Here is a 21,715-nt window from a genome sequence, read left to right as displayed (position 1 = left end):
CGTCAGGTGCGCGCTGCGCTCCACGCCAGCCACAGCCAGCCGCCGATGAGCAACGCGCCGCCGATCGGCGTGATCGCACCGAACCAGCGCGGCGCCCCCAGCGCCATGGCGTAGAGCGTGAGCGCGAAGATCGCCGCGCCGATGACGAACAGCCATGCTGGCCCCCGCGCCTCCATCCGCACCGCGACCAGCGCCGCGACGACATGGATCAGCTGATACTGCGCGCCCGTCTTCAACCACTCCACCGCGGGACCGCTTGCACCATGCGCACCGAACGCGCCCGCCGCGACCGCGATGGCGCCTGACAGTGCCGCTAGAACGACGAGCATCATTGTGGATCATTCCCCCATGGAAAGCGCTGCGCGGTTTCGGTGCGCGCCGCGCGAATGTCGCCGGCGGCGATCTGGATCCGCAACCGCTCCTTGTCGCGCGCCCGGTACGCTTCCTCCGCGCGATCGATCTCGGCCGGCGCGACGCCGAGCCCGCGCAGCGCAAGCCGCGCCATCTTCACCGCCGATTCGAGAACCTCGCGAACGACATAGGTCGCCGGGCCGTTCTTCAGCTTGACCAGCGTGCGGCGGTCGAACGCGCGGACATAGATCTCGGCCTTGGGAAACGCCTCGTGGATCGCTGCGATCGTCTCGGGTTCGATCTGATCGCCGTCGATGCACATGCAGATGAGTTCGGCGTCCGCCGCCCCCGCCTGACGCAACAGGTCGAGCCGGGTGCCGTCGCCGTAATAGACCTTGGCGCCGAACTCGCCCGCAATGTCGATCATCTCGATATCGGTATCGATCAGCGTGACCGGGATGCCCTGTGCCAGCAGCATCTGACCGACCGTCTGCCCGAACCGGCCATAGCCGACGATGATCGCATTGGCGCCGTCGGCGACCGGGCCCTCGCGATCGGTACCGGGTGCGATCGGCTCGGTCCGGAACCGGCGGGTGATCCCCATCAGGAACGGCGTCGTCGCCATCGACAGCGTGATGATCGCGCCGAACAGGCTTGCCGCTTCCGGATCGATCAGCAGCCCCGCCTGCGCCTGTGCGAACAGCACGAACCCGAATTCGCCGCCCTGGCTCAGCAACAGGCCGAGCGCGAAGGCCTGCCGCCAAGTCATCTTGAACGCCATGCCGATCGCCATGATCACGCCGGTCTTCGTCGCGATCAGCGCCGCGGCCATCGCCAGCACGAACAGCGGCCGCTCGGCGATCGCGCCGAGATCGAGCAGCATGCCGACCGCGAGGAAGAACAGTCCGAGCAGGATCGACCGGAACGGCTCGACATCGGCCTCCAGCTCATGCCGATACGGACTGTCCGCGAGCATCACGCCGGCGATGAACGCGCCGAGCGCGGTCGACAGGCCGAGCCATTCCATCACTGCGGCGCTGGCGATAACCGTGAACAGGCCGGCGAACACGAACATCTCGCGCTCGCCCATATTGCCGATCAGCCGGAAGAACGGCCGCAACAGGAATCGCCCGGCGATGATCAGCCCGACGACCGCGGCGACCGTGTAGAGCGCGAGCAGCCATCCGGGCGGCGCATTCGCATCGGCGGGATTACGGCTCATCGCCGCGACGATCGTGATCAGCGGGACGATCGACAGATCCTGGAACAGCAGGATCGAGAAGGCACGCTCGCCAAAGGGCGTCCGCATCCGCCCCGAGGATTGCAGCATCGGCAACACCTGCGCGGTCGACGACAGCGCGAGCGGCAGCCCCAAGGCGAGCGCGGCGGGCAGCGAGAAGCGCGCGCCGAGCCACACGATCGCGGTGATCGCGAGACCGCAGGCAACCACCTGCATCAGGCCCAGCCCGAAGATTTCATGCTTCATCCGCCACAGCCGGCTCGGGTTGAGCTCGAGCCCGACGATGAACAGCAGCAACGTGATACCGAGTTCGGCAAACCCGAGCTTGGCCTCCGCGTCACCCACCAGCCCCAAGACATGCGGTCCGACGACCGCCCCTGCGACGAGATAGCCCAGCGTCGCGCCGAGGCCGATCCTTCGGAACAGCAGCACGAACACCAGCCCGAAGCCGAGCAGGACCACCCCGTCCCGCAACAGCGACGTCGGCGTGCCGTCATGCATCAGACATCGGTCCCGGCAGATGCGCTCGCGGGGGCCGTGACCGACACCTCCGCATGACCCGACGCATTGGTCGCCGCGGCCTCGGCCGCCTCCGCCGCCGCTTCGAAAGCGAGGCGGATCGACGGATGCCGCGCGGTATAGTCGAGTGCGGGTGCGAAGACATCCATCCCGGGCCAGTCGGGCGCATTGCCGGTGCGCGCGAGCCAGGCGGTGATCGCATCGCGGGCCGCCGCCAGCTCCGCAGGCGTCCGCCCTACGATGCTCGAGGCGAGTAGCGATGAGGACGCCTGACCCAGCGCACAGGCGCGCACCAGCAGCCCAACCGCGGCGACGCGCCCATCCGCGCCCATATCGACGTCCACCGTCACGCGGCTGCCGCAGATCGGCGAGCGGCGTTCCGCAGTCGCCATCGGCGCGGTCAGGCGCTCATGATACGGAATCGACGCGGCAAGACGCAGGATCTCGGCATTGTAGAGGGGGGCGTTCATGGGGTCGGCTCACTTGCGGTATCGGATCGGGACGCGTTCGGCTTCGTGCCGAACACCGGTTTGCCGCGACGGCGGCGATCGACGAAATCGGCGATGCTCGCGCTCGTCGCATTGAGCAGCGGATAGGTGCGCGAGCGGGTCATCCATTCGGGCCGTCGCGCCGCACCGCCGCTCATCGTGTCGATCACCAGCGTCGCCAGCAGGAAGACGAGGCTTGCGAGGATCAGTCCCTTCAGCGCCCCGAACCCGAATCCGAGCGCGCGGTCGACCGGTCCCAGGATCGACGTCCGCGTCCGCGCGCCGATCGCGTTGGCGACGAGCCGCCCGCCGATATAGGTCAGCCCCGTGATGAGCGCGAAGGCAAGGACCGCCGCACCGCTGACCGTACCGATGACCGGGGTCAGCGCGGCCGCGACGGGGATGTGGAACAGCTTGAGCATCGCCACCATCGCGACCCAGGCGAACATCGAAAGCACCTCGGTCACGAACCCGCGAATTAGGCCGAGTACGGCGGCGCCAGCAACCGCGAGCAGGACGATGACATCGAGGGCGGTGAGGTTCATGATGTCTGGAATAGGGACGAGTGCCGCGAACCGCTAGTGCAGCCGCGCGAACCGCCGGATCATGGCCACACCATCGTCGTTCACCGCAACGCCGGACGCCGCGTCCCGCCCCGGCTCATCCCCGCCCGAGCATGTGGTCGACGAACGCGGCGAGCGTCTTGAACCCCAACAGCCGCATGCCGCCCTTCTCGTCGCTCATCGACGTGGGGACGAGCGCGCGCTCGAACCCCAGCTTGCTCGCTTCCTTCAGCCGTAGCGGACCGTGCGCGACCGGCCGGATCTCGCCCGACAAGGCCACCTCGCCGAACGCGACCGCGTCGACCGGTACGGGACGCTCCGCCATCGCCGATATCAGCGCCGCGGCGACCGCGAGATCGGCGGCGGGATCCTGCACGCGGTAGCCGCCGGCGATGTTGAGATAGACCTCGGCCGACGAGAAGCTCAGCCCGCACCGCGCCTCGAGCACCGCGAGGATCATCGCCAGCCGCCCCGAATCCCATCCGACGACCGCGCGCCTCGGCGTCGCGCCGCTCGCCAGCCGCACCGTCAGCGCCTGGATCTCGACCAGCACCGGTCGCGTCCCCTCCAGCGCCGGGAACACCGTCGCGCCGGTCATCGCGTCGTCGCGCGTCGTCAGGAACAGCGACGACGGGTTGCCGACCTCCGCCAGCCCCTCGGTCTGCATCGAGAAGACGCCGATCTCGTCGGTGCCGCCGAAGCGGTTCTTGATCGCGCGCAAGATCCGGTACTGATGACTGCGCTCGCCTTCGAAGCTCAGCACCGTGTCGACCATGTGTTCGAGCACGCGCGGCCCCGCGATGCTGCCGTCCTTGGTCACATGGCCGACCAGCACGACCGCGGTCCCACGCTCCTTGGCGAACCGGATCAGCTCCTGCGCCGATGCCCGTACCTGGCTGACCGTGCCGGGTGCGCCTTCGATCAGGTCGGAATGCATCGTCTGGATCGAATCGATCACCAGCATCGCCGGCGGTCTTGTCTGCAGCGTCGTCAGGATGTCGCGCGTCGAGGTCGCCGCCGCGAGCTGCACCGGCGCGTTGCCGAGCCCGAGACGCCGCGCGCGCAGCCGGACCTGGTCCGCCGCCTCCTCGCCCGAGACATAGGCCACCGACTGGCCGGCAAGCGCCATCTTCGCTGCCGCCTGCAACAGCAAGGTCGACTTGCCGATCCCGGGATCGCCGCCGATCAGCGTCGCCGATCCTTCTACAAAGCCCCCGCCCAGTGCGCGGTCGAGCTCGGCGATACCGGTCGCCATCCGGTCCGGCAGCTTGATCTCCGCATCCAGCCCGACGAGCTGGATCGCGCGGCCGCCGGTCTGCAGATTGTGCTTCGAATGAAACGGCGTCGCGGCGGTATTCGCCTCCTCGACCAGCGTGTTCCATTCGTGGCAGTCGGCGCATTGCCCGGCCCAGCGCGATGCGACCGATCCGCACGCCTGACACACATACCGTTTCTGAATTTTCGCCATCGCCGCGGTGTAGCCAGATAGGAACGATAAGGGAACAGCGATCACCCGCGCGGCGAAACGCCACCGCCTCGGCGACCGAGGATTGTCTGGCGCTAACCGACGGGCAACGCTATCCGCCCGAGCGATGCAGCCGACCGACCTCCGCGTGGCCCTGTTTAGCGGCAACTATAATTACGTCCGCGATGGTGCGAACCAGTCGCTGAACCTGCTCGTCGGCCATTTGCTGTCGCGCGGCGTGAAAGTGCGGGTCTATTCGCCGACGGTTGCGGAGCCCGCCTTCCCCGCGATCGGCGATCTGGTCGACGTGCCCGCGATCCCGCTGGTCGGCGGACGCGGCGAATATCGCGCCGCACTCGGGATCACGCCGCGCGTCCGCCGCGACATCGACGCGTTCGCTCCCAATATCGTCCATGTCTCGGCGCCCGAGTTTCTCGGCCATGCCGCGGTCGCCTATGCGCGCAAACGCGACATCGCGACCGTCGCCTCCTTCCACACCCGGTTCGAGACCTATTTCCGCTATTACCGGCTCGGCTTCCTCGAGCCGATCGCGAAGAAGCGGCTGACGCGCTTCTACAACCGTGTGGAAGAGGTCCTGGTGCCCGGACCCAGCATGGCCGAGCTTCTCCGCGGCTGGGGCGTGAAGTCGTCGATCGGCATCTGGTCGCGCGGTATCGATCACGCGCGGTTCGACCCGGTACGGCGCGACACGGCCTGGCGCCGATCGCTCGGCATCGCGGACGACGAGATGGTGGTCGGGTTTCTCGGCCGGCTGGTGAAGGAAAAGGGGCTCGACGTCTTTGCGGACGTGGTCACCGAATTGCGCCGCCGCGGCGTGCCGCACCGTGTCGTCGTCGTCGGCCAGGGTCCTGCGCGCGACTGGTTCGCGGGCCATGTCCCCGAGGCCGTGTTCGCCGGCTTCCAGTCGGGCGACGCGCTCGGACGCGCAGTCGCGTCGATGGACGTGTTCTTCAACCCGAGCATCACCGAGACCTTTGGCAACGTGACGCTCGAGGCGATGGCGGCGGGCGTGCCCGTGGTCGCCGCGCGCGCGACCGGCGCGGTCGACCTGATCGAGGACGGCACGACCGGCTTCCTCGTACCACCCACCGATATCGGCGCCTATGCGGATGCGATCGGCCGGATCGTGTCGGATCCCGCGCTCCGGCAGTCGATGGGCGAAGCCGGGCACGCCAAGGCCGCGGGCTATCGCTGGGACACAATTAACCAGACGGTGCTCGACACCTATTCCGCGGTGATGGCGCGCCGGCACCGGTGATTGAATGCGACGCGCGACCGTCCGGTTACGCGTCTACCCAGTCGAACGTCAGCGGCGCCTCGCGAAACGCGAACCGGTCGAGATGGCTCGACACCACGTCGCGCATCCGTTCGACATCCCCGCCCTCGGGCACCGTCAGCGCGACGTCGAGCGTCTGGCTGTCCGCGCGCATTTCGAGCACCGCGCCACCCGGAAACGCGATACGCCCCTCCTCTTCGGTGAAGCGCACCTCCATCTTGTGGCTCCAGTGCTTGGCGAGCTGCTGGAGATACCGGCTGGCCGATTGCGTCGGCACGCGTGCGACCGACACGCTCACTTCACGCGCTCGATCTTCTGGACGACCTCGTCGATCAGCGCCGCCACCTGGTGCGCCGCCTCTTCCGAGAACCCGTCGCCGAGCAGCCGGTCCTGCACTGCGTGGCGCAGATTGCCCATCGCGCGCCGGATCGGAGCGCGATCCGCGCGTTCGCGGTGCTCGCCGACCGCCGCCAGCCGCGCCATCAACGCCGCGACCTGCTCTGCATTCTCGTCGAGATGCGTGGTGCCGGCCGGCGTGATCGCAAAGCGCTTCTTGGCGCCCTCGGACTGCTGCTCCTCGATCAGCCCCATTTCGTCGAGCAGCGTGATCGTCGGATAGACCACGCCCGGACTCGGCGCATAGGCGCCCCCGGTAAGCTCCTCGATCGCGCGGATCAGGTCATAGCCGTGGCGCGGCGAATCCGCGATCAGCCTGAGCAGGACGAGGCGCAGTTCGCCCCCGTCGAACATCCGCCGCTGCCGTCCGCCCCCCGGCCGCTCACCCTCACCCGGCCCCCAGGCGAAGGCGAAGCGCCCGCCGCCCCGACCGCCGCCATAGCCGCCGCCCATCGCGGCATGGTGTCCGTCACGATGACCGCATCCGCGGCCGTGCATGTGCATGAACATTCGAATCTCCTGTCGAGCGCATCCCGATACGTGCAAGATATATCTTCAGCTGTGCTTCGCAAGATCTACCAAGATATATCTTTCGCATGTCTTGGGCAGAGGACGCGTGGTCAGACAGCGGAACGCGAGGCTAGGCCCAGGGTGGCACAGTCGTGCGTATCGACTACATTGCGAGCATGGCCGACCTTTTCGCGGGTTTCGAACCCGCCCCCCCACCCGACGCGCATCCCGAAAACGCACCGCTCGCTGATCGCCTGCGTCCGCGGACGCTCGACGAGGTCGTTGGGCAGGATCACATCACCGGCGCAGGCGGGGCGATCGGGCGGATGGTGGCGGCGGGACGGCTGTCGTCGATTATCCTCTGGGGACCGCCCGGCACCGGCAAGACGACGATCGCGCGCCTGCTCGCCGACGCGGTCGATCTGCGGTTCGTCGCGATCTCCGCGGTCTTCTCGGGCGTGGCCGATCTGAAAAAGGCGTTTGCCGAAGCCCGCGACCACGCGCGACTGGGCAAGCGTACGCTGTTGTTCGTCGACGAGATCCACCGCTTCAATCGCGCGCAGCAGGACGGGTTCCTTCCCTATGTGGAAGACGGCACGGTGACGCTGGTCGGCGCGACGACGGAAAACCCGTCCTTCGAGCTCAATGCGGCACTGCTCAGCCGTGCGCAGGTCCTGATCCTCGAGCGACTGGGCCGCGGCGCGCTCGAGCTGCTGCTGACCCGCGCGGCGGCGCTGATGGACCGTCCGCTCCCGCTCACGCCCGAGGCGACCGATGCGCTGATCGCCAGTGCCGATGGCGACGGACGGTTCCTGCTCAATCAGGCCGAGACGCTGTTCTCGGTCGACCTGCCCGAACCGCTCGATCCGGCGGGGCTGTCGAACTTTCTTCAGCGCCGCGTCGCGGTGTACGACAAGGATCGCGAAGGGCATTACAACCTCATCAGCGCGCTGCACAAATCGATCCGCGGCAGCGATCCACAGGCGGCGCTCTATTATCTCGGGCGGATGCTCACCGCGGGCGAGGAGCCGCTGTTCCTGCTGCGCCGCCTGACGCGCGCCGCGGTCGAGGATATCGGTCTCGCCGACCCCCAGGCGCTCGTGCAGTGTATCGCCGCCAAGGACACCTATGATTTCCTTGGCAGTCCGGAAGGCGAACTCGCGATCGCCCAGGCCTGCGTCTATCTCGCCACCGCGCCCAAATCGAACGCGGTCTACAAGGCGCAGAAGGCGGCCTGGAAATCGGCGCGCGAGACGGGGTCGCTGATGCCGCCCGCCGCGATCCGCAACGCCCCCACCAAGCTCATGCGCGATATCGGCTATGGCAAGGGCTATGCCTATGACCATGATGCGGAGAACGCCTTTTCGGGGTCGGACTATTGGCCCGACGAGATGACGCCGCAGACCTTTTACGCGCCGACCGACCGCGGGTTCGAGAAGCGTATTGCCGAGCGCCTCGCCTGGTGGGACGAGCGCCGGCAGGCCAAGGACGCCTAGCCCGACATGAACGTCTGTGAGACGACTGGACGGCCCGCGCCCCGCCGGGTCGATGTGCCCTGCGTGCGTCTTCGATGACCCCCGATCACTTCGCGCAGTTCGTCGCGATCGACTGGTCCGGCGCGAAAGGACAGCGGCATAAGGGGATCGCCGTTGCGATCTGTGGCCGTGATCACGCCGCCCCGACGCTTGTCCCCGCGCCGGACGGGATCTGGTCACGCCAGGCGGTGCTCGACTGGCTGGTCGCCCGCCGCGACCTGCCGTTGCTCGCCGGGTTCGACTTCAGCTTTTCCGCCCCCTTCGTGACCCGTGGTGCGCATCTGCCCGGTGAGGCGCCGACCGCCGATGCCCGCGCGCTTTGGGCAATGGTCGACGCGCAGAGCGACGATCCCGATCTCGGCGCGACATCGTTCATCGAGCGCCGCCGCGGCACGCATTTTTATCTCGGCGCGTCGGACGGGACCAAGGCGGATTTCCTGCACTGGCGTCGGTGCGAGATGCCGGACGACGGCAGCCGCAAACCTTCGACCGTGTATGACGCGATCGGCGCGGCGCAGGTTGCCAAGGCGAGCTTTGCCGGGATGCGCCTGCTGCACCGTCTCGACGGGCGGATCCCGGTCTGGCCGTTCGATGCCCCGCCGCGATCGGGCGCCGCGATCGTCGAAATCTATACCAGCATCGCCGCGCGCGCCGCGGGGCGCCCCGTCGGCCGCAGCAAGATGCGCGACGGCGCGACGCTCGACGCCGCGCTCGCCGCGCTCGGCTCCGCACCGCACCGCCCACTCGCGCGCTATGACGACCATGCGACCGACGCGATCCTGACCGCGGCCTGGCTCCGCGCCAATGCGAAGAATGCCGATTTCTGGTGTCCTCGGGCGATGACTTCGCTTATTGCTGCAACCGAAGGCTGGACGTTCGGCGTCACCTGACGCATGAGGCGCCCGCTGCCGGTTTAGCTCAGTTGGTAGAGCGCCAGTTTTGTAAACTGGATGTCGCGGGTTCGATTCCTGCAACCGGCACCATTCCTCGATCCGGCCATCCCACCTCGCGCGCCCTCAGATCGCTGTCGCGTAAAGCGCATGGTGGGTGAGGATGAACAGCGTGTGGTTGTCGGGGCCGCCGATCACCAGCTGCAGCGGGCGGTCGGGCACGTCGATCCGCCGGACCAGCGCACCCCCGGCATCATAGACGAACACCTGCCCATTGGCGACATAGAGCTGGCCCGCGGCATCGCGCGCGACGCTTTCGCCACCGCGATCGGCCACCGGCTTCAGGTCGGTGACCTTGCCCTGCGCACCGACCAGACCGCTATAGGTGCGGTTCTCCGACGCGTTGGTCAGGACGACGCGCTCGCCGGGCCGCGCGGCAACGAAGCCGTTCGCATTGAGCGTATCCGACCAGCGCCATCCCTGATGATCGTCCGGACCTTGGTTCCACACGCGAAAGGCGGGCAGCGCGAGCGAACCGTCGGGTGACACATATTGCGCCACCTTGGCCTCGCCCATCTTTGCCGCGAACAGGTCCGCCATCGTCGGATACCGATAGCTGACGGGATCGATCCGGTCCGCGAATTCACCGTTTTCCCAAACGTTGACCGGCAGCACGGTGGCGGCATCCTTGTTCGCCGGGCCGGACTCGGCGATCGCGGTCGGCGCGATGACCCGGACATCGGCGGGCTTTGCCGGATCGATGCTGTAGACCGTGGCATCGCGCCCTGCCGACGACAGGACGAGCAGCCGCCCCGATCGATCGACCATCAGATTGACCGGATCGAGTGGTGCCTCCGCGACGATCGAGAGCCCTTCGCGCTTCGACCAGCCATGGATGCGCTGGAAATGGCGGTCGATGAAGTAAAGCTTGCCGTTCGCGTCGACTGCACCGCCGGCGATTGAATAAAAGCCGTCGGCGAGCTTCTCGACCGCCGCCGGAGCCGGAGCCTTGGGCGCGGGGGTCGCAGGCACGTCGAGCCGGGCGAATTCGCGCTCGCGGACCTCCTGTCCGCCGGTGATGTCCTTGATCGCGTTCTCGAACGGATATTTGCTCGCTCGCAGGAAGGTGCCGCAGCCCTTGGCATCGCAGCTCGCAAAGCCGCTCTCCGCGTTCACATGGACGTTGCGGAAGCGGATATCGCCCGACTCGTAGAGCTTGATCGCCGCATCCATCGGCTTGATCGAGCGAGTGACGCGGTAGCCGTGATAATTGGCGAACAGGATGTTGCGCGAATGGCGGATCTCGGTCGAGATCGCGTCGACGCCGTCCCGAACCTCCTGCTCGGTCTGCGGCGCGAGGAATTCCCAGTTCGCGACATGATCGAGCACGATTTCGGCGCGATAATGATGCTCGGCCGACAGCTGGTAGACATGGCCCGGCGTGCTGGTGTTCGACACGTGAAACCCCGCCGATGCCAGCGTGTTGGGGGACCACAAGGCGGCGAAGGTGCCGCCGCCGCCGTCCGTCACCCAGATGCTGGGATATTGCCCGTCGAAGCGCGCGCGCGGATCGCCGAAGCCGATCGGGCTTCCCTTCGTCAGAGCGGTGCCGCCGCCGCCCTGGATCTTGACGTCGTTGACCATCGACGCCTCGCCCGCCTTCCACAGCAATGCGGTCGCGCGCGGGTTGACGCCGCCGGTCCACAGCCCCAGCCCGGACACGATCGCATCGCCCCCCTTGGCGCTTTCGATCAGCGCCTTGGGGCCCCCGACCCCCATGAAGGCCGGTGTCGCATCGGCGAGATAGAGATGCGTGAGCCCGGGATGGAGCGCGATCAGCACGGTGTCGGGCCGGAGGCGGATCGTGTCGGTGACGCGGTAGCGCCCGGTCGGGAAATACAGCACGCGGTGCGTGTCGACCGCGCGCTGCAGCGCGGCGGTATCGTCGGTCTCGTCGTCGCCTTTGACGCCGAGATCATGGACATTGGCCCAGTCCTGAACCGGCGGCATGGCCCGGATTGCGCGCGCGGGCCGAGCGGGCGAGCGAGCGAGCGGCGTCATCGCGACATCGGTCGCATAGTCGCCGATCGCACCCAGCGCCGGCAGCTTCAGGCCATAGGAGAAATCGCTGACCCGGTAGCGCGCGCCCGATCCCGCCACCGTCTTGCCGCTGTCGCGAAACCGCACGAAGACCGGGGTATCGACCGCCACCGCATTGTCGAACCCGATCTGCGTGAAGACGCTGCCCTCGTTCGAGACGACGATGCCTGCGCGCGTCACCTTCTCGAACCGGACGTCCTTCCCCCACAGAGAATCCGAATAGCCGCGATCGATCTCGATACCGACCGGCGTGTCGCGGATAACGACGTTGACCAGAGTCAGGTCGACCTCATGCTCGCGGATCGCGGCATCGCGCTGCCCGGAAAATTCCGAATCGAGCAGCGTGAACTGCCAGGCGGGCGACGTCTTTTCCGACATGATGCCATAGCGCCCACCGAAGAAGCGCAGATTCTCGAAGGCATTGCCCGCCTGATAGACGCCTGCCAGGCCCGATCCGATATGAAAGTCGGCATGCCGCAGATAGCCATGCTGCGCGACGCGGAAGCGCACCGCGACCGCGCCCGCATTGCCCGCGCCGATCCGGAAGTCGATGTTCGACAGCGCCGAGTAGAAGGTGCTCGACGTCGCGTCGAAGATGCTCGGATCGAACGGCACGCTGGTCCGCGGCGGCACCGGTGCCTTGCCGACCCGGTATTGATCCTCGCCGGTGAAGCTGACCATCGCGGCCACCCCGGATGCGAAGCCTGCACTGTTATCGGCGAGCAGGATCTCGGGCCGGGTCGGTCCCACCCCGAACAGGCGAACCGCGGAGCGGACGAAGATCGTCCGGCTGATCCGGTAGCGCCCCGATGGCAGGAAGACGACGCCGCCCTTGCCGCCCGCCGCCGCCGCGTCGATCGCCTGCTGGATCGCGGCGCTGTCATCGGCGCGACCATCGCCGACCCCGCGGACCGTGATCGCCCGCGGATCGGTCGGCGCGGTGCGATAGACCGATGTCGTCCCGGCGAACGCCGGGGTCGCGAGCAGCAGCAGCGCCGTGCCCGCCAGCCATTTCACGTCCATCATTCATCTCTCCGTGAGTGCCGCCTGGGTGCCGGCCTAATGCAGGCCGCTGATCGCTTCAGGCGCGACAAAGGTCGTAGCCGGGTCAGGCCGCCTGCAGCATCAGCGTGTGCGCGAGCACCGCGACCTGCGTGCGGTTGCGCACGTTGAGCTTGCGCATCAACGCGGTCATGTGCGCCTTCACGGTCGCTTCCGCGATGCCGAGATCGAAGGCGATCTGCTTGTTGAGCAATCCCGAATGCACCCCGCGCAGGACCTTGATCTGCGTCGGCGTCAGCCGCGGCAGCGGCGCGCGCATGGCAAGCGCCTGGCCCGCGTTCGAGATCGCGTTCGAGGTCGCGGGGGCGTGCTGGATTTGCCGTGCGGTCTGGGCAGTCCCGTCCATGGTCATCCTCCTTTGCTGTCGGCTTTTCACGCCCCGGTCGATCGCCGCGGTCAAAGGCTTCTCAGTGCCCGCCCACCCATCTCTCTTGCGGAGTCGGTTGGACAGGTCCTCACTATGCCTCCGCATTTTCGCGGCGATCAAGCCTTTTCGGTGTCGTCAGACAGAAACCTGTCCTACAGCTGTTATCAAACCGACAGGCGAACGCGTCGTCGGATCATTGGGAGTGATGTCGATGATGCAGTCACAGCGCGGTCGCACGCGAACGAACGGCACCCATCCGTGATCGGCGGCGACCTGAGGCTCGTGATCGCGGCGCTGGCGGGCATCGCCCTGGCCGTCGTGATGATCGTCCGCGGCCGGCTGCATCCCTTTATCGGCCTGTTGTGCGGCGCGTTCACCGTCGGGCTGCTGGCCGGCCTGCCGCTGCCCGACGTCGCCAAGGCGGTGCAGAAGGGCGTCGGCGACATCATCGGCGGGACCGGGCTCGTCGTCGCGCTCGGCCTGTCGCTTGGCGCGATGCTCCATCTGTCGGGGGCCGCGGCGTCGCTCGCCCGGAGTGCGCTGCAGATGACCGGCGCACGCGCCGCCCCCTGGGCGACGCTGGGCATCGCGATCGTCGTCGGCCTGCCGCTGTTCTTCGAAACCGGGCTGGTCCTGCTGCTGCCGATCGTCGTCGCCGCCGCGGAGGAGATGACGGGCGAGGACGGCCCGGCACGCGATGCCGCCAAGCTCCGGCTGATCATGCCCGCACTGGCCGGACTCGGCGTCGTCCATGCGCTCGTCCCGCCGCATCCGGGTCCGTTGCTGGGGGTCGAGGCGCTGGGCGCGGATCTGGGGCGGACGATGCTGTACGGCATCCTGATCGCGATCCCCACCGCGGTGATCGCGGGTCCGCTGCTGGCGAAGATCACGACGCGCGGCGTCCGGCTGGCGTCACCGGTCGCGACCGACGCCGGGCTCGCCATCACGCCGCCGCCGCGGCTCTGGTCGCTGCTGATCGTGCTGCTGCCGGTGCTGATGATCTCGACCGGTGAGCTGGGGCAGATGATGCCCGCGCTGAAGGGGGCGGGATGGCTCGTCGCGGCGAGCAACCCGGTCGTTGCGCTGCTGCTGACCAACCTCGTCGCGCTGCCGCTGCTGTTCGGGCGACGGCTGCGCGAGGCAGCGATCCAGGACGCGGTGTGGCATGAAACGATGGGCGCGGCGGGGGCGATCCTGCTGGCGATCGGCGCGGGCGGCGCACTGAAACAGGTGTTGGTGACCGCCGGGCTGTCCGACCTGCTCGCCCGGACGGTGCTGATGTATGCGATCTCCCCGCTGCTGCTGGGCTGGCTCGTCGCGGTCGCGATCCGGCTCGCGGCGGGGTCGGCGACGGTCGCGACGATCACCGCGGTCGGGATCATGCCCGGCGTCGTTGCGAACTCGGGCGTCTCCCCCGAACTCGTCGTGCTCGCGATCGGCGCGGGCTCGGTCTTCTTCAGCCATGTCAACGATCCCGGCTTCTGGCTGGTCAAGAGCTATGTCGGCACGAGCACCGCCGACACCTTCCGCACCTGGTCGCTGCTCGAGACCGCGATCTCGGTGGTCGGCCTCGTCCTCGTCCTGGCACTGAGCTATGTCGTCTGAGATGGGACAGGATGCGGTGACGAGAGAGGGCGGGTGCCCGTGAGCGAGGGGCGGCTGGCGGATCGCGCCTATACCGCGATCGTGCGGATCATCACCGATGACGAACTCGCGATCGGCGACCGGCTGCCATCGGAGGCGAAGCTCGCGGCGATGTTCGGCATGTCGCGGACGATCGTCCGCGAGGCGCTGGCCCGGCTCGCCTCGGACGGCATCACCCAGGCACGGCTTGGCGCCGGCTCCTATGTCAAGCGGCGGCCGTCCGCACGGCTCGGCACGCACATGCCGATGGACGCGCTCGCCGCAACGCTCGGCACCTATGAGGTCCGCTTCGTGCTCGAGGCGGAGGCGGCGCGGCTGGCGGCACAGCGACGCTCGGACGAACAGCTCGCGGCGATCGAGCAGGCGCTCGAGGCATTGCGCGCGGCACTGCTGTCGAATGCGCCGGCGCATGACGAGGACTGGCTGCTCCACCGCGCGATCGTCGAGGCGACCGCCAACGCGGCGTTCCTGCCGGTGTTCGAGCATCTCCAGGATGCGGTGATGAGGATCCTGCGCGCCGGCGTGGACATATCGCGGTCGCGCGCGCCGGAGGTGATCGGCGCGATGATGGACGAGCATGACGCGATCGTCGAGGCGATCCGGGCGCAGGACGCGGACGGTGCCGCGCTGGCGATGCGCTGGCATTTGTCACAGGGCCGCAAACGTCTCATGCCCTGATCGCACCCCGAACGTTGCGACGATGGTCGTAGATGTTCCCCCCGCCGGTCCACGATAGGATCGCCGCATAACGGATTGCGGACCCGGACCGGACAGACGGCCTGGGCCATGACCGAAAGGGGATGGGATCATGGCGAAGGCCAGGCACGACCGAGATTTTGCCGCACGCATCGGCGGCACCGCGACCGGGATGATGGTGTCGGCGATCGCGCTGATCGGAACACCCGTTCTCGCCCAGACCGCCCCCCCGGCCCCGCCCCCGACCGTGACGCCGGCGACGCCGCTTGCCGAGGACAGCCCGCCGCCGGTGTCTGCGGCGGACATCGTCGTCACCGGCACGCGCATCACCACCAGCGGGTTCAACGCGCCGACGCCGACGACCGTGATCGGCGAGGAACAGATCCTCAAAAATGCCCAGCCGAACATCTTCAACGCGATCGCGCAGTTGCCGTCGCTGCAAGGCTCGACCGGCGCGGCGACCGGCACGTTCAGCACGTCGAGCGGCACGCAGGGGCTCAGTTCGTTTTCGCTGCGGGGTCTCGGGCCGATCCGGACGCTGACCCTGCTCGACGGGCAACGCGTCGTCGGCGCGAACGTGACGGGCGTTCCGGACATCAGCATGTTCCCGCAACTGCTCGTCAAGCGCGTCGACGTGGTCACGGGCGGTGCGTCCGCCTCCTATGGCTCGGACGCGGTCGGCGGCGTGGTCAACTTCATCACCGACACGCGGTTCACCGGGTTCAAGGGCAATATCCAGGGCGGCATCACCAATTACGGCGACGATCAGCAGGCGCTGGTCCAGGCGGCGTTCGGCAAATCTCTGCTGGGCGACCGGCTGCACCTGATCGTCAGCGCCGAATATGATCATGAGGACGGCGTCGGGCCGGGTGATTTCGGCACCGATCTCGCCAAGGGCCGCGATTGGTACCGCGCGACGACTTTGGTCAATACCGGCCAGGCGAACAACGGCCTGCCGCAGTTCAACTATCGCGACTATGCCCAGCCCTATCAATATGCGCGGTTCGGGCTGATCAACAACGGCCCGCTACAGGGGATCGCGTTCGACCAGAACGGCGCGCCGTTCAACTTCAACTACGGGTCGAACGGACGCCCGACCGGGACGGGTGGCGTGACCGGCTGCTTCCCCGGCAACAGCTTCTGCGTCGGCGGTGACCTGTCGGGTGCGCCGGGGTCGGGCGCGTCGCTCAAATCCTCGCTCGAACGCCTCAATGGCTTCACCCGCGTCGGCTTCGACTTTGCCGAGAACAACGAGGCCTATGTCACCGTCAACCTCGCTCAGGTGAAGACGAGCAACCAGCCGAGCCCGGGCTATAACCGCCCCAGTCTGACCGTGCAGTGCGCCAATCCGTATCTGCCGCAGCTGATCCGCGATCGCTGTGCGACCGCCGGGATCACGCAGTTCGGCTTCGGCACGAGCAACGGCAATTTCCCCGATCCGCTGGTGCAGACCGACCGCCGCCAATACCGGTTCGTGGGCGGGCTTAAGGGGCGGTTCGATCTGGCCGGCACCGACTGGAATTATGACGGCTATTACGAACATGGCATCACGATCGCGCATATCGATGTCGAGAACACCGTGTTGCAGAACCGCTATGTCGCGGCCGCCAACGCGATCACGCTGAACGGCGCGATCGTCTGCGCCGACGCCGCCGCGCGCGCTGCCGGGTGTCAGCCGATCAACATCTTCGGCGGGTCGCCCCCCTCCGCCGCAGCGCTCGCCTATGTCACGCCGGTCAACGGACCGTTGCAGCGGACCAAGCTGACGCAGGACGTCGCCAGCCTCAACTTTTCAGGCGAGCCGCTCGGCCTGTGGGCGGGGCCGCTCGCGGTCGCGTTCGGCGGCGAATATCGGCGGGAATATTACCGCGTCCACGGCGATCCCTATGGCGCCGGCGTCACGGCGCTCAGCCCCAACAGCGCCGACTATCCCGCGGACCCGCTGCTCAATTCGACTTTGGGCAGCAACTGGGCGGCGGGCAACTACAAGAACGGTGGCGGCAAATACGAGGTCTATGAAGGCTTTCTCGAGCTGAATCTGCCGCTGTTCAAGGGCGATGCAATCGGCCGCGCGAACCTGAACGGCGCGGGCCGCGTCACGCATTACAGCACGTCGGGGACGATCTGGGCGTGGAAGATCGGCGGCACCTGGGAGACGCCGCTCGACGGCATCCGCCTGCGCGCGGTGACGTCGCGCGACGTCCGCGCACCCAATTTGTCCGAACTGTTTGCCGCACCGACCGTCACGACACTGCCCAACTTCACCAACCCCTTCCCCCCCGGCGGCGGCGTCCAGGCGTTCCAGAACACCATCGGCAATCCGGACCTGAAGCCCGAGATCGCGCGCAATACCGAAGCCGGCATCGTCCTGTCGCACCCGTCCTGGCTGCCCGGGCTCGGCCTGTCGTTCGACTATTACAGCATCAAGCTTGACGGCGTGATCTCGACGCTGTCGGCGGACCAGATCGTGCGCTTCTGCTTCGAGGGCAATCAGGCCTTCTGCGGCGGCTTTGTCCTGAACAGCCCGACCCAGGGCGGCAATTTCATCAACGTCCAGCCATTCAACCTCGCCTCGTGGAAGACCAGCGGGTTCGACATCGAAGCGAGCTACCAGTGGAAGCGGCCGCTCGGCCTGCCGGGCAATTTCACCCTCCGCGCGCTCGGCACCAATGTTCGCGAGTTCCTCGTGAAGGCGGGCATCGCCGGTGTCGCGACGGTCGACCAGGCGGGCGCCAACAATGGTGCGACACCCGACTGGAAATGGCTCGCCACGCAGAGCTACGACAATGATCTCTTCAGCCTGACGTTGCAGGAGCGCTGGTTCTCCGACGGCAATTTCGGCAACCAGTATGTCGTGTGCACGACCGCCTGCCCCGCTTCGACCGCCAATAACCCGACGATCGATTACAACACGATGAAGGGCGCCTTCTACGTCGATCTCGGCGGGTCGGTGAACCTGTCCAAGCAGGTCAGCCTGTTCTTCAAGGTCGACAACATGTTCGATCACGATCCCGAACCCGCGCCGCAGACCAATACCGGCCTCGACGTGAACCCGGCGCTCTACGACACGCTCGGCCGCATCTACCGGCTTGGCATGCGCGCCCGCTTCTAGACCGGGACCCGCCCCAGACCCGGCTGGTCGGTCCTACCAGCTCGGCCGGGTCAGCGCGGTGATCGCCGAGGCGGGCAGCCGCCGGGTATCGCTCGCCAGCGTATAATGGTCGCGTCCCCCCGTTGCCGCCTGCGCCGCCGAGGCCGGTGCCGCCTGCCGGACCCCACCGCCATCGACGACGAAGCGTTGCGCGTGCTGCGCGAGCAGCTGGACCTCCTGCGCGAGCTGCCGCGCCGCGGCGGACGTCTGCTCGACCATCGCCGCGTTCTTCTGCGTCGCCTGGTCCATGCTGCCGACCGCGGCGCTCACCTCGGTGATCGCGAGCGCCTGCGCCTGGTTGTCGGTCGCGATCTGCCGCGAAATATCCGCCGCCTCACGCCCCGAGGCGACGATCCCCGACAGCGCCTGATCGACAAGTTGCACCGCGTCGACCGCCGCGCCGATATCGACCTGCGTCACGGTCAGCTGGTTACGCGCACGCTTGGCCTCCTCCTCGGCCCGCATCGCCAGCGCGGACACCAGATCCGCGACCACCGCAAAGCCGCGTCCGGCATCGCCTGCGCGTCCCGCCTCGACCGCCGCGTTCATCGCCAGGACGCGGGTCTGGAACGCGATCTTGTCGAGTCACTCGATGACGCTGTCGATCCCCTTGGCACTGTCGCTGACGCGCTCCATCGCCTGGACCGCCGTGTCGGTCTTGTGGCGTCCATGATCGAGCGCGCTCAGCGCCTGCTCGGAGGTCGCCACCGACCGCGTCGCGCCCTGCGCGGTATCCTTCAGGCGATTGTCCATCTGATGGATCGCCGCCGACGTCTCCTCCAGGCTCGCCGCGGTGCTCTCGGTTCGCCGCGCCAGATCCTCGGACGCCTGCGCAATCTCGCCCGAGCCGATCTGGATCCTGGAGGCGCCCTGCGCGACCGAGCGGATCAGGTCGCGCAAGCTGGCAAGCGCGATATTGAAGTTCGCTTTCAGGTCCTCGTAGATCGCCGGATAGTCCTCGGTGATGTCGACAGTCAGATTGCCCTCGGCCACCTGCTTGAAATTCTGCGCCATGCGGTTGACCACATCGGCGTTACGTGACGCCTCGACGTTCAGCGCAATCTGCACCCGCGCGTTCTCCTGGAACGTTCCCATCGCCTTGGTCATGCGGCCGACGCAATCGCGAAAGTTCGTGAACTCGATCGGGCTTTCGAGATCACCCGCGGCCAGCGCCTCCATACGAACGACGGTGGTGACATAGGGCACTGCGATCATCTCGCGATAGGTATAGCCGAGCCCAACCGCGATCAGCGTTGCCGCAACGCCCGCGCCGATCAGCGCGGTGCCCTTAAGGACCAATCCCGCAATTGCGGTGCAGGCGACCAGAACGACGAAGCTGGAAAAGGCGATCAGCAGTTTCAGGCGGATAGGCGCGTCGGCTTTGAACCATAGCATTCGGGTTATCCTTTGGGAGAGATCGAGCGGGAAAATGGCGCGCGGAACGGCGGCGTCACGGAGCCCCTCGGGTGGATGGCGCGGTCGTCGCACACGGTGTTGCGGCCGGCTTCCTTGGCCCGGTAGAGCGCACGGTCCGCGCGCTCGACGAGATCATCGGCGAGGACGTCGGCGCTGCGGTGATCCCGGCTGAGCGATGCGTGACCCACGCTGACGGTCAGCACCGGGCGTGTCCCGTCCTGATGGTCGACGCGCAACGTCTCGACCGCCGCACGGATCGTTTCCGCCGCGGTCGCCGCAACATCGGCACCGGCACTGGGCAGCAGCACCGCGAATTCCTCGCCGCCGAAACGCGCGACCAGATCATTGGCGCGCCGCACCGCTGACCGAATGGCGGTCGCGACGATCCGCAGGCACGCATCGCCCTGCTGATGACCATGATTATCGTTGAACCGCTTGAAATGATCGATGTCGATGAGGATCAGCGACAGGTCGTCACCCGACCGGATCGCGCGGCGGACCTCCTCCGCCAGCGTCCGGTTGAACCGTCGCCGATTGGCAAGCTGGGTCAGCGCGTCGCTGAACGCGTGATGCGCGTTTTCGAGGCGCAGCTCGACCGATTCGGTGATGTCGGTCGCGATCTTGACGATCCGTGTCGGCTGGCCGCACGCGTCAAGGATGGGGTTGTAGCTCGCCTGCAGCCAGATCGGCCGCCCGTCCCGCCCGATCCGGCGGAATTCGGAGCGTATGAATTCCCCCTCGCGCAGCCGTTCCCAGAATCGCTCATAGCTGGGATCGCAGGCGTCCTCGGGGGACACGAACATGCGGTGATGCCGACCGCGAATGTCGGTCTCGGTATAGCCGGTGATTGCGAGATAGAGCGGATTGGCGGACAGGATCGTCCCGTCGAGCGCGAATTCGATCATCGCGGTCGATCGCGAGATCGCCTCGAGCATCTTGATGTGGTCCGCGGCGTGCTGATGCTCATGCGTGATATCATTGGCGAGCTTGAACACGCGCTGCGGGACGCCGTTGCTGTCCAGCACCGGCATATAGGTTGCCTGCAACCAGACTTCGCGACCATCCTTGGCGATGCTGCCGAACTCGGTCTGGATCAGACGCCCCTTGCGCAGCGTGTTCCAGACGGTCGCATAGTCCGCCGTCCCGGCCGCGGTCAGCCGGACGAAGCTGCTGTGATGGCCGCCGATCAGGTCCTGCGCCTCGCGACCGAAAATGCGCAGATAGCGATCATTGACCGCCAGCACCTCGCCTTCCATCGAGAATTGCACCGTTGGGATCGAACGTGCCAGCGCGTCGACGACGAACGGGGCGTTCGCCATATCCCATCTGCCGCCGCCGTCCGCGACGCTGATCTTCGTATCCATGCCGAAACTCTCGGAGTGACGGGCGTGCAACGACACGTCCGGCCTCCATTATAGGCCGGCACCATGGGGCCCCGGGCGTGTCGGCACTTTTTTGGCGCGGTCCGAGCTACGGACCGTGCGGCCTAGCGCGAGACGGCGCGCCCGGCGATCATGCAGAGGATACAGCCAGACCCGATGAGCATGCCGGGGAGGAACAGCATCGCTGCGGCGATATGGGGCATGTCCCGGTAGAGAAGATAATGCGGCCGGTCGGACACATAGATGCTGAACCCGCAGACGATCAGCGCCGTTGCCAGGCAAATCATGGCAAGCGAAACCTTGGGAACGGCGTCCCCGACATGTTCCTCGTCATGCTTCGACGGCCGCATCAGGATCACCGACAGGGCATAGGTTGCGGATATTCCAACGATAATTCCGACGATAAGTATCGTCACCGGCCGATCAAGTATAAGCGAGCATGCCAATATGAATCCAAGCGGGATCATTAAACCAAGCGCTAGCCCGAGCGCCATTGTAAGGAATCTCAATGTTCCGCTGTCATGATCAAAGGCCGCTCTCATGGCTGTCCTAATCTCTCCTCGTGCAGGACTTGCCACATTTACTGTGTTTTCGCTCATGATTTAGATCATCTTGTACGAATAACTTGAAATTTGCTGATCTG

19 protein-coding genes and 1 tRNA gene are annotated in these 21,715 nt (G+C 67.0%); 7 read left to right on the top strand and 13 right to left on the bottom strand.

Going from position 1 to position 21,715, the window contains the following annotated elements:
* Positions 1–2: 2 nt before the first annotated feature.
* From IFS44_RS04770 to radA, 5 genes are all read right to left on the bottom strand, one after another.
* Positions 3–332 (bottom strand): DUF423 domain-containing protein, encoded by a 330-nt coding sequence (locus IFS44_RS04770; protein WP_192097695.1) that lies wholly within the window; start codon positions 330–332, stop codon positions 3–5.
* The gene (locus IFS44_RS04765) at positions 329–2,092 is read right to left on the bottom strand and encodes a cation:proton antiporter domain-containing protein (protein WP_031439608.1); all 1,764 of its coding nucleotides are present in this window, start codon (positions 2,090–2,092) and stop codon (positions 329–331) included. The genes IFS44_RS04770 and IFS44_RS04765 overlap by 4 nt, the downstream gene beginning before the upstream one ends.
* Complete coding sequence (locus IFS44_RS04760; RefSeq protein WP_192097694.1) at positions 2,092–2,580, bottom strand: iron-sulfur cluster assembly scaffold protein; 489 nt, start codon at positions 2,578–2,580, stop codon at positions 2,092–2,094. The genes IFS44_RS04765 and IFS44_RS04760 overlap by 1 nt, the downstream gene beginning before the upstream one ends.
* On the bottom strand, positions 2,577–3,143 hold the full coding sequence (locus IFS44_RS04755) for a CvpA family protein (RefSeq protein WP_166746045.1): 567 nt from the start codon (positions 3,141–3,143) through the stop codon (positions 2,577–2,579). The genes IFS44_RS04760 and IFS44_RS04755 overlap by 4 nt, the downstream gene beginning before the upstream one ends.
* Before the next feature lie 115 nt (positions 3,144–3,258).
* The gene (radA, locus tag IFS44_RS04750) at positions 3,259–4,629 is read right to left on the bottom strand and encodes a DNA repair protein RadA (protein ID WP_192097693.1); all 1,371 of its coding nucleotides are present in this window, start codon (positions 4,627–4,629) and stop codon (positions 3,259–3,261) included.
* 124 nt (positions 4,630–4,753) lie between these two features.
* On the opposite strand from radA, the gene IFS44_RS04745 reads away from it, so the two are divergent.
* Positions 4,754–5,905, top strand: a complete 1,152-nt coding sequence (locus IFS44_RS04745; protein WP_192097692.1) for a glycosyltransferase family 4 protein — start codon at positions 4,754–4,756, stop codon at positions 5,903–5,905.
* Positions 5,906–5,930: 25 nt separating this feature from the next.
* On the opposite strand, the gene IFS44_RS04740 is transcribed toward IFS44_RS04745, so the two are convergent.
* Both IFS44_RS04740 and IFS44_RS04735 read right to left on the bottom strand, forming a co-directional pair.
* Positions 5,931–6,221, bottom strand: a complete 291-nt coding sequence (locus IFS44_RS04740) for a DUF2218 domain-containing protein (protein WP_037529002.1) — start codon at positions 6,219–6,221, stop codon at positions 5,931–5,933.
* The gene (locus tag IFS44_RS04735; RefSeq protein ID WP_416365528.1) at positions 6,218–6,829 is read right to left on the bottom strand and encodes a PadR family transcriptional regulator; all 612 of its coding nucleotides are present in this window, start codon (positions 6,827–6,829) and stop codon (positions 6,218–6,220) included. The genes IFS44_RS04740 and IFS44_RS04735 overlap by 4 nt, the downstream gene beginning before the upstream one ends.
* 176 nt (positions 6,830–7,005) lie before the next feature.
* Here IFS44_RS04735 and IFS44_RS04730 point away from each other — a divergent pair, with 176 nt between their 5' ends.
* From IFS44_RS04730 to IFS44_RS04720, 3 genes are all read left to right on the top strand, one after another.
* Complete coding sequence (locus tag IFS44_RS04730; RefSeq protein WP_056674709.1) at positions 7,006–8,325, top strand: replication-associated recombination protein A; 1,320 nt, start codon at positions 7,006–7,008, stop codon at positions 8,323–8,325.
* Positions 8,326–8,399: 74 nt separating this feature from the next.
* A complete protein-coding gene (locus tag IFS44_RS04725; protein ID WP_192097691.1) occupies positions 8,400–9,254 on the top strand; it encodes a hypothetical protein in 855 nt (284 codons plus the stop codon).
* A gap of 17 nt (positions 9,255–9,271) precedes the next feature.
* A tRNA-Thr gene (locus tag IFS44_RS04720) sits at positions 9,272–9,347 on the top strand.
* A gap of 33 nt (positions 9,348–9,380) precedes the next feature.
* Here the strand turns inward: IFS44_RS04720 and IFS44_RS04715 are convergent.
* Positions 9,381–12,377 (bottom strand): glycosyl hydrolase family 28-related protein, encoded by a 2,997-nt coding sequence (locus tag IFS44_RS04715; protein WP_192097890.1) that lies wholly within the window; start codon positions 12,375–12,377, stop codon positions 9,381–9,383.
* A gap of 85 nt (positions 12,378–12,462) precedes the next feature.
* On the bottom strand, positions 12,463–12,675 hold the full coding sequence (locus IFS44_RS04710; protein ID WP_037529849.1) for a helix-turn-helix domain-containing protein: 213 nt from the start codon (positions 12,673–12,675) through the stop codon (positions 12,463–12,465).
* Positions 12,676–13,041: 366 nt separating this feature from the next.
* Here IFS44_RS04710 and IFS44_RS04705 point away from each other — a divergent pair, with 366 nt between their 5' ends.
* The 3 genes from IFS44_RS04705 (at position 13,042) to IFS44_RS04695 (ending at position 18,235) form a co-directional block, all read left to right on the top strand.
* Complete coding sequence (locus tag IFS44_RS04705) at positions 13,042–14,388, top strand: GntT/GntP/DsdX family permease (protein WP_342366334.1); 1,347 nt, start codon at positions 13,042–13,044, stop codon at positions 14,386–14,388.
* A 39-nt stretch (positions 14,389–14,427) separates the two neighbouring features.
* On the top strand, positions 14,428–15,105 hold the full coding sequence (locus IFS44_RS04700) for a FadR/GntR family transcriptional regulator (RefSeq protein WP_056406405.1): 678 nt from the start codon (positions 14,428–14,430) through the stop codon (positions 15,103–15,105).
* A 130-nt stretch (positions 15,106–15,235) separates the two neighbouring features.
* Positions 15,236–18,235, top strand: a complete 3,000-nt coding sequence (locus IFS44_RS04695) for a TonB-dependent receptor plug domain-containing protein (protein WP_244649933.1) — start codon at positions 15,236–15,238, stop codon at positions 18,233–18,235.
* Positions 18,236–18,268: 33 nt separating this feature from the next.
* Here the strand turns inward: IFS44_RS04695 and IFS44_RS22135 are convergent, their stop codons facing one another.
* The 4 genes from IFS44_RS22135 to IFS44_RS04680 form a co-directional block, all read right to left on the bottom strand.
* Positions 18,269–18,850, bottom strand: a complete 582-nt coding sequence (locus tag IFS44_RS22135) for a methyl-accepting chemotaxis protein (protein ID WP_342366356.1) — start codon at positions 18,848–18,850, stop codon at positions 18,269–18,271.
* A gap of 9 nt (positions 18,851–18,859) precedes the next feature.
* Positions 18,860–19,669, bottom strand: a complete 810-nt coding sequence (locus IFS44_RS22130; protein WP_244649929.1) for a methyl-accepting chemotaxis protein — start codon at positions 19,667–19,669, stop codon at positions 18,860–18,862.
* Positions 19,670–19,674: 5 nt separating this feature from the next.
* The gene (locus tag IFS44_RS04685; RefSeq protein ID WP_192097689.1) at positions 19,675–21,054 is read right to left on the bottom strand and encodes a sensor domain-containing diguanylate cyclase; all 1,380 of its coding nucleotides are present in this window, start codon (positions 21,052–21,054) and stop codon (positions 19,675–19,677) included.
* Between the two features lie 122 nt (positions 21,055–21,176).
* Positions 21,177–21,566, bottom strand: a complete 390-nt coding sequence (locus IFS44_RS04680) for a hypothetical protein (protein WP_056674699.1) — start codon at positions 21,564–21,566, stop codon at positions 21,177–21,179.
* Positions 21,567–21,715 lie beyond the last annotated feature (149 nt).

The organism is Sphingomonas sp. CFBP 13706 (assembly GCF_014842355.1).
Classification (GTDB): Bacteria; Pseudomonadota; Alphaproteobacteria; order Sphingomonadales; family Sphingomonadaceae; genus Sphingomonas; species Sphingomonas aerolata.
The sequence above is the reverse complement of the archived record's forward strand: the minus strand, read 5'-3'. Positions and strand labels throughout refer to the sequence as shown.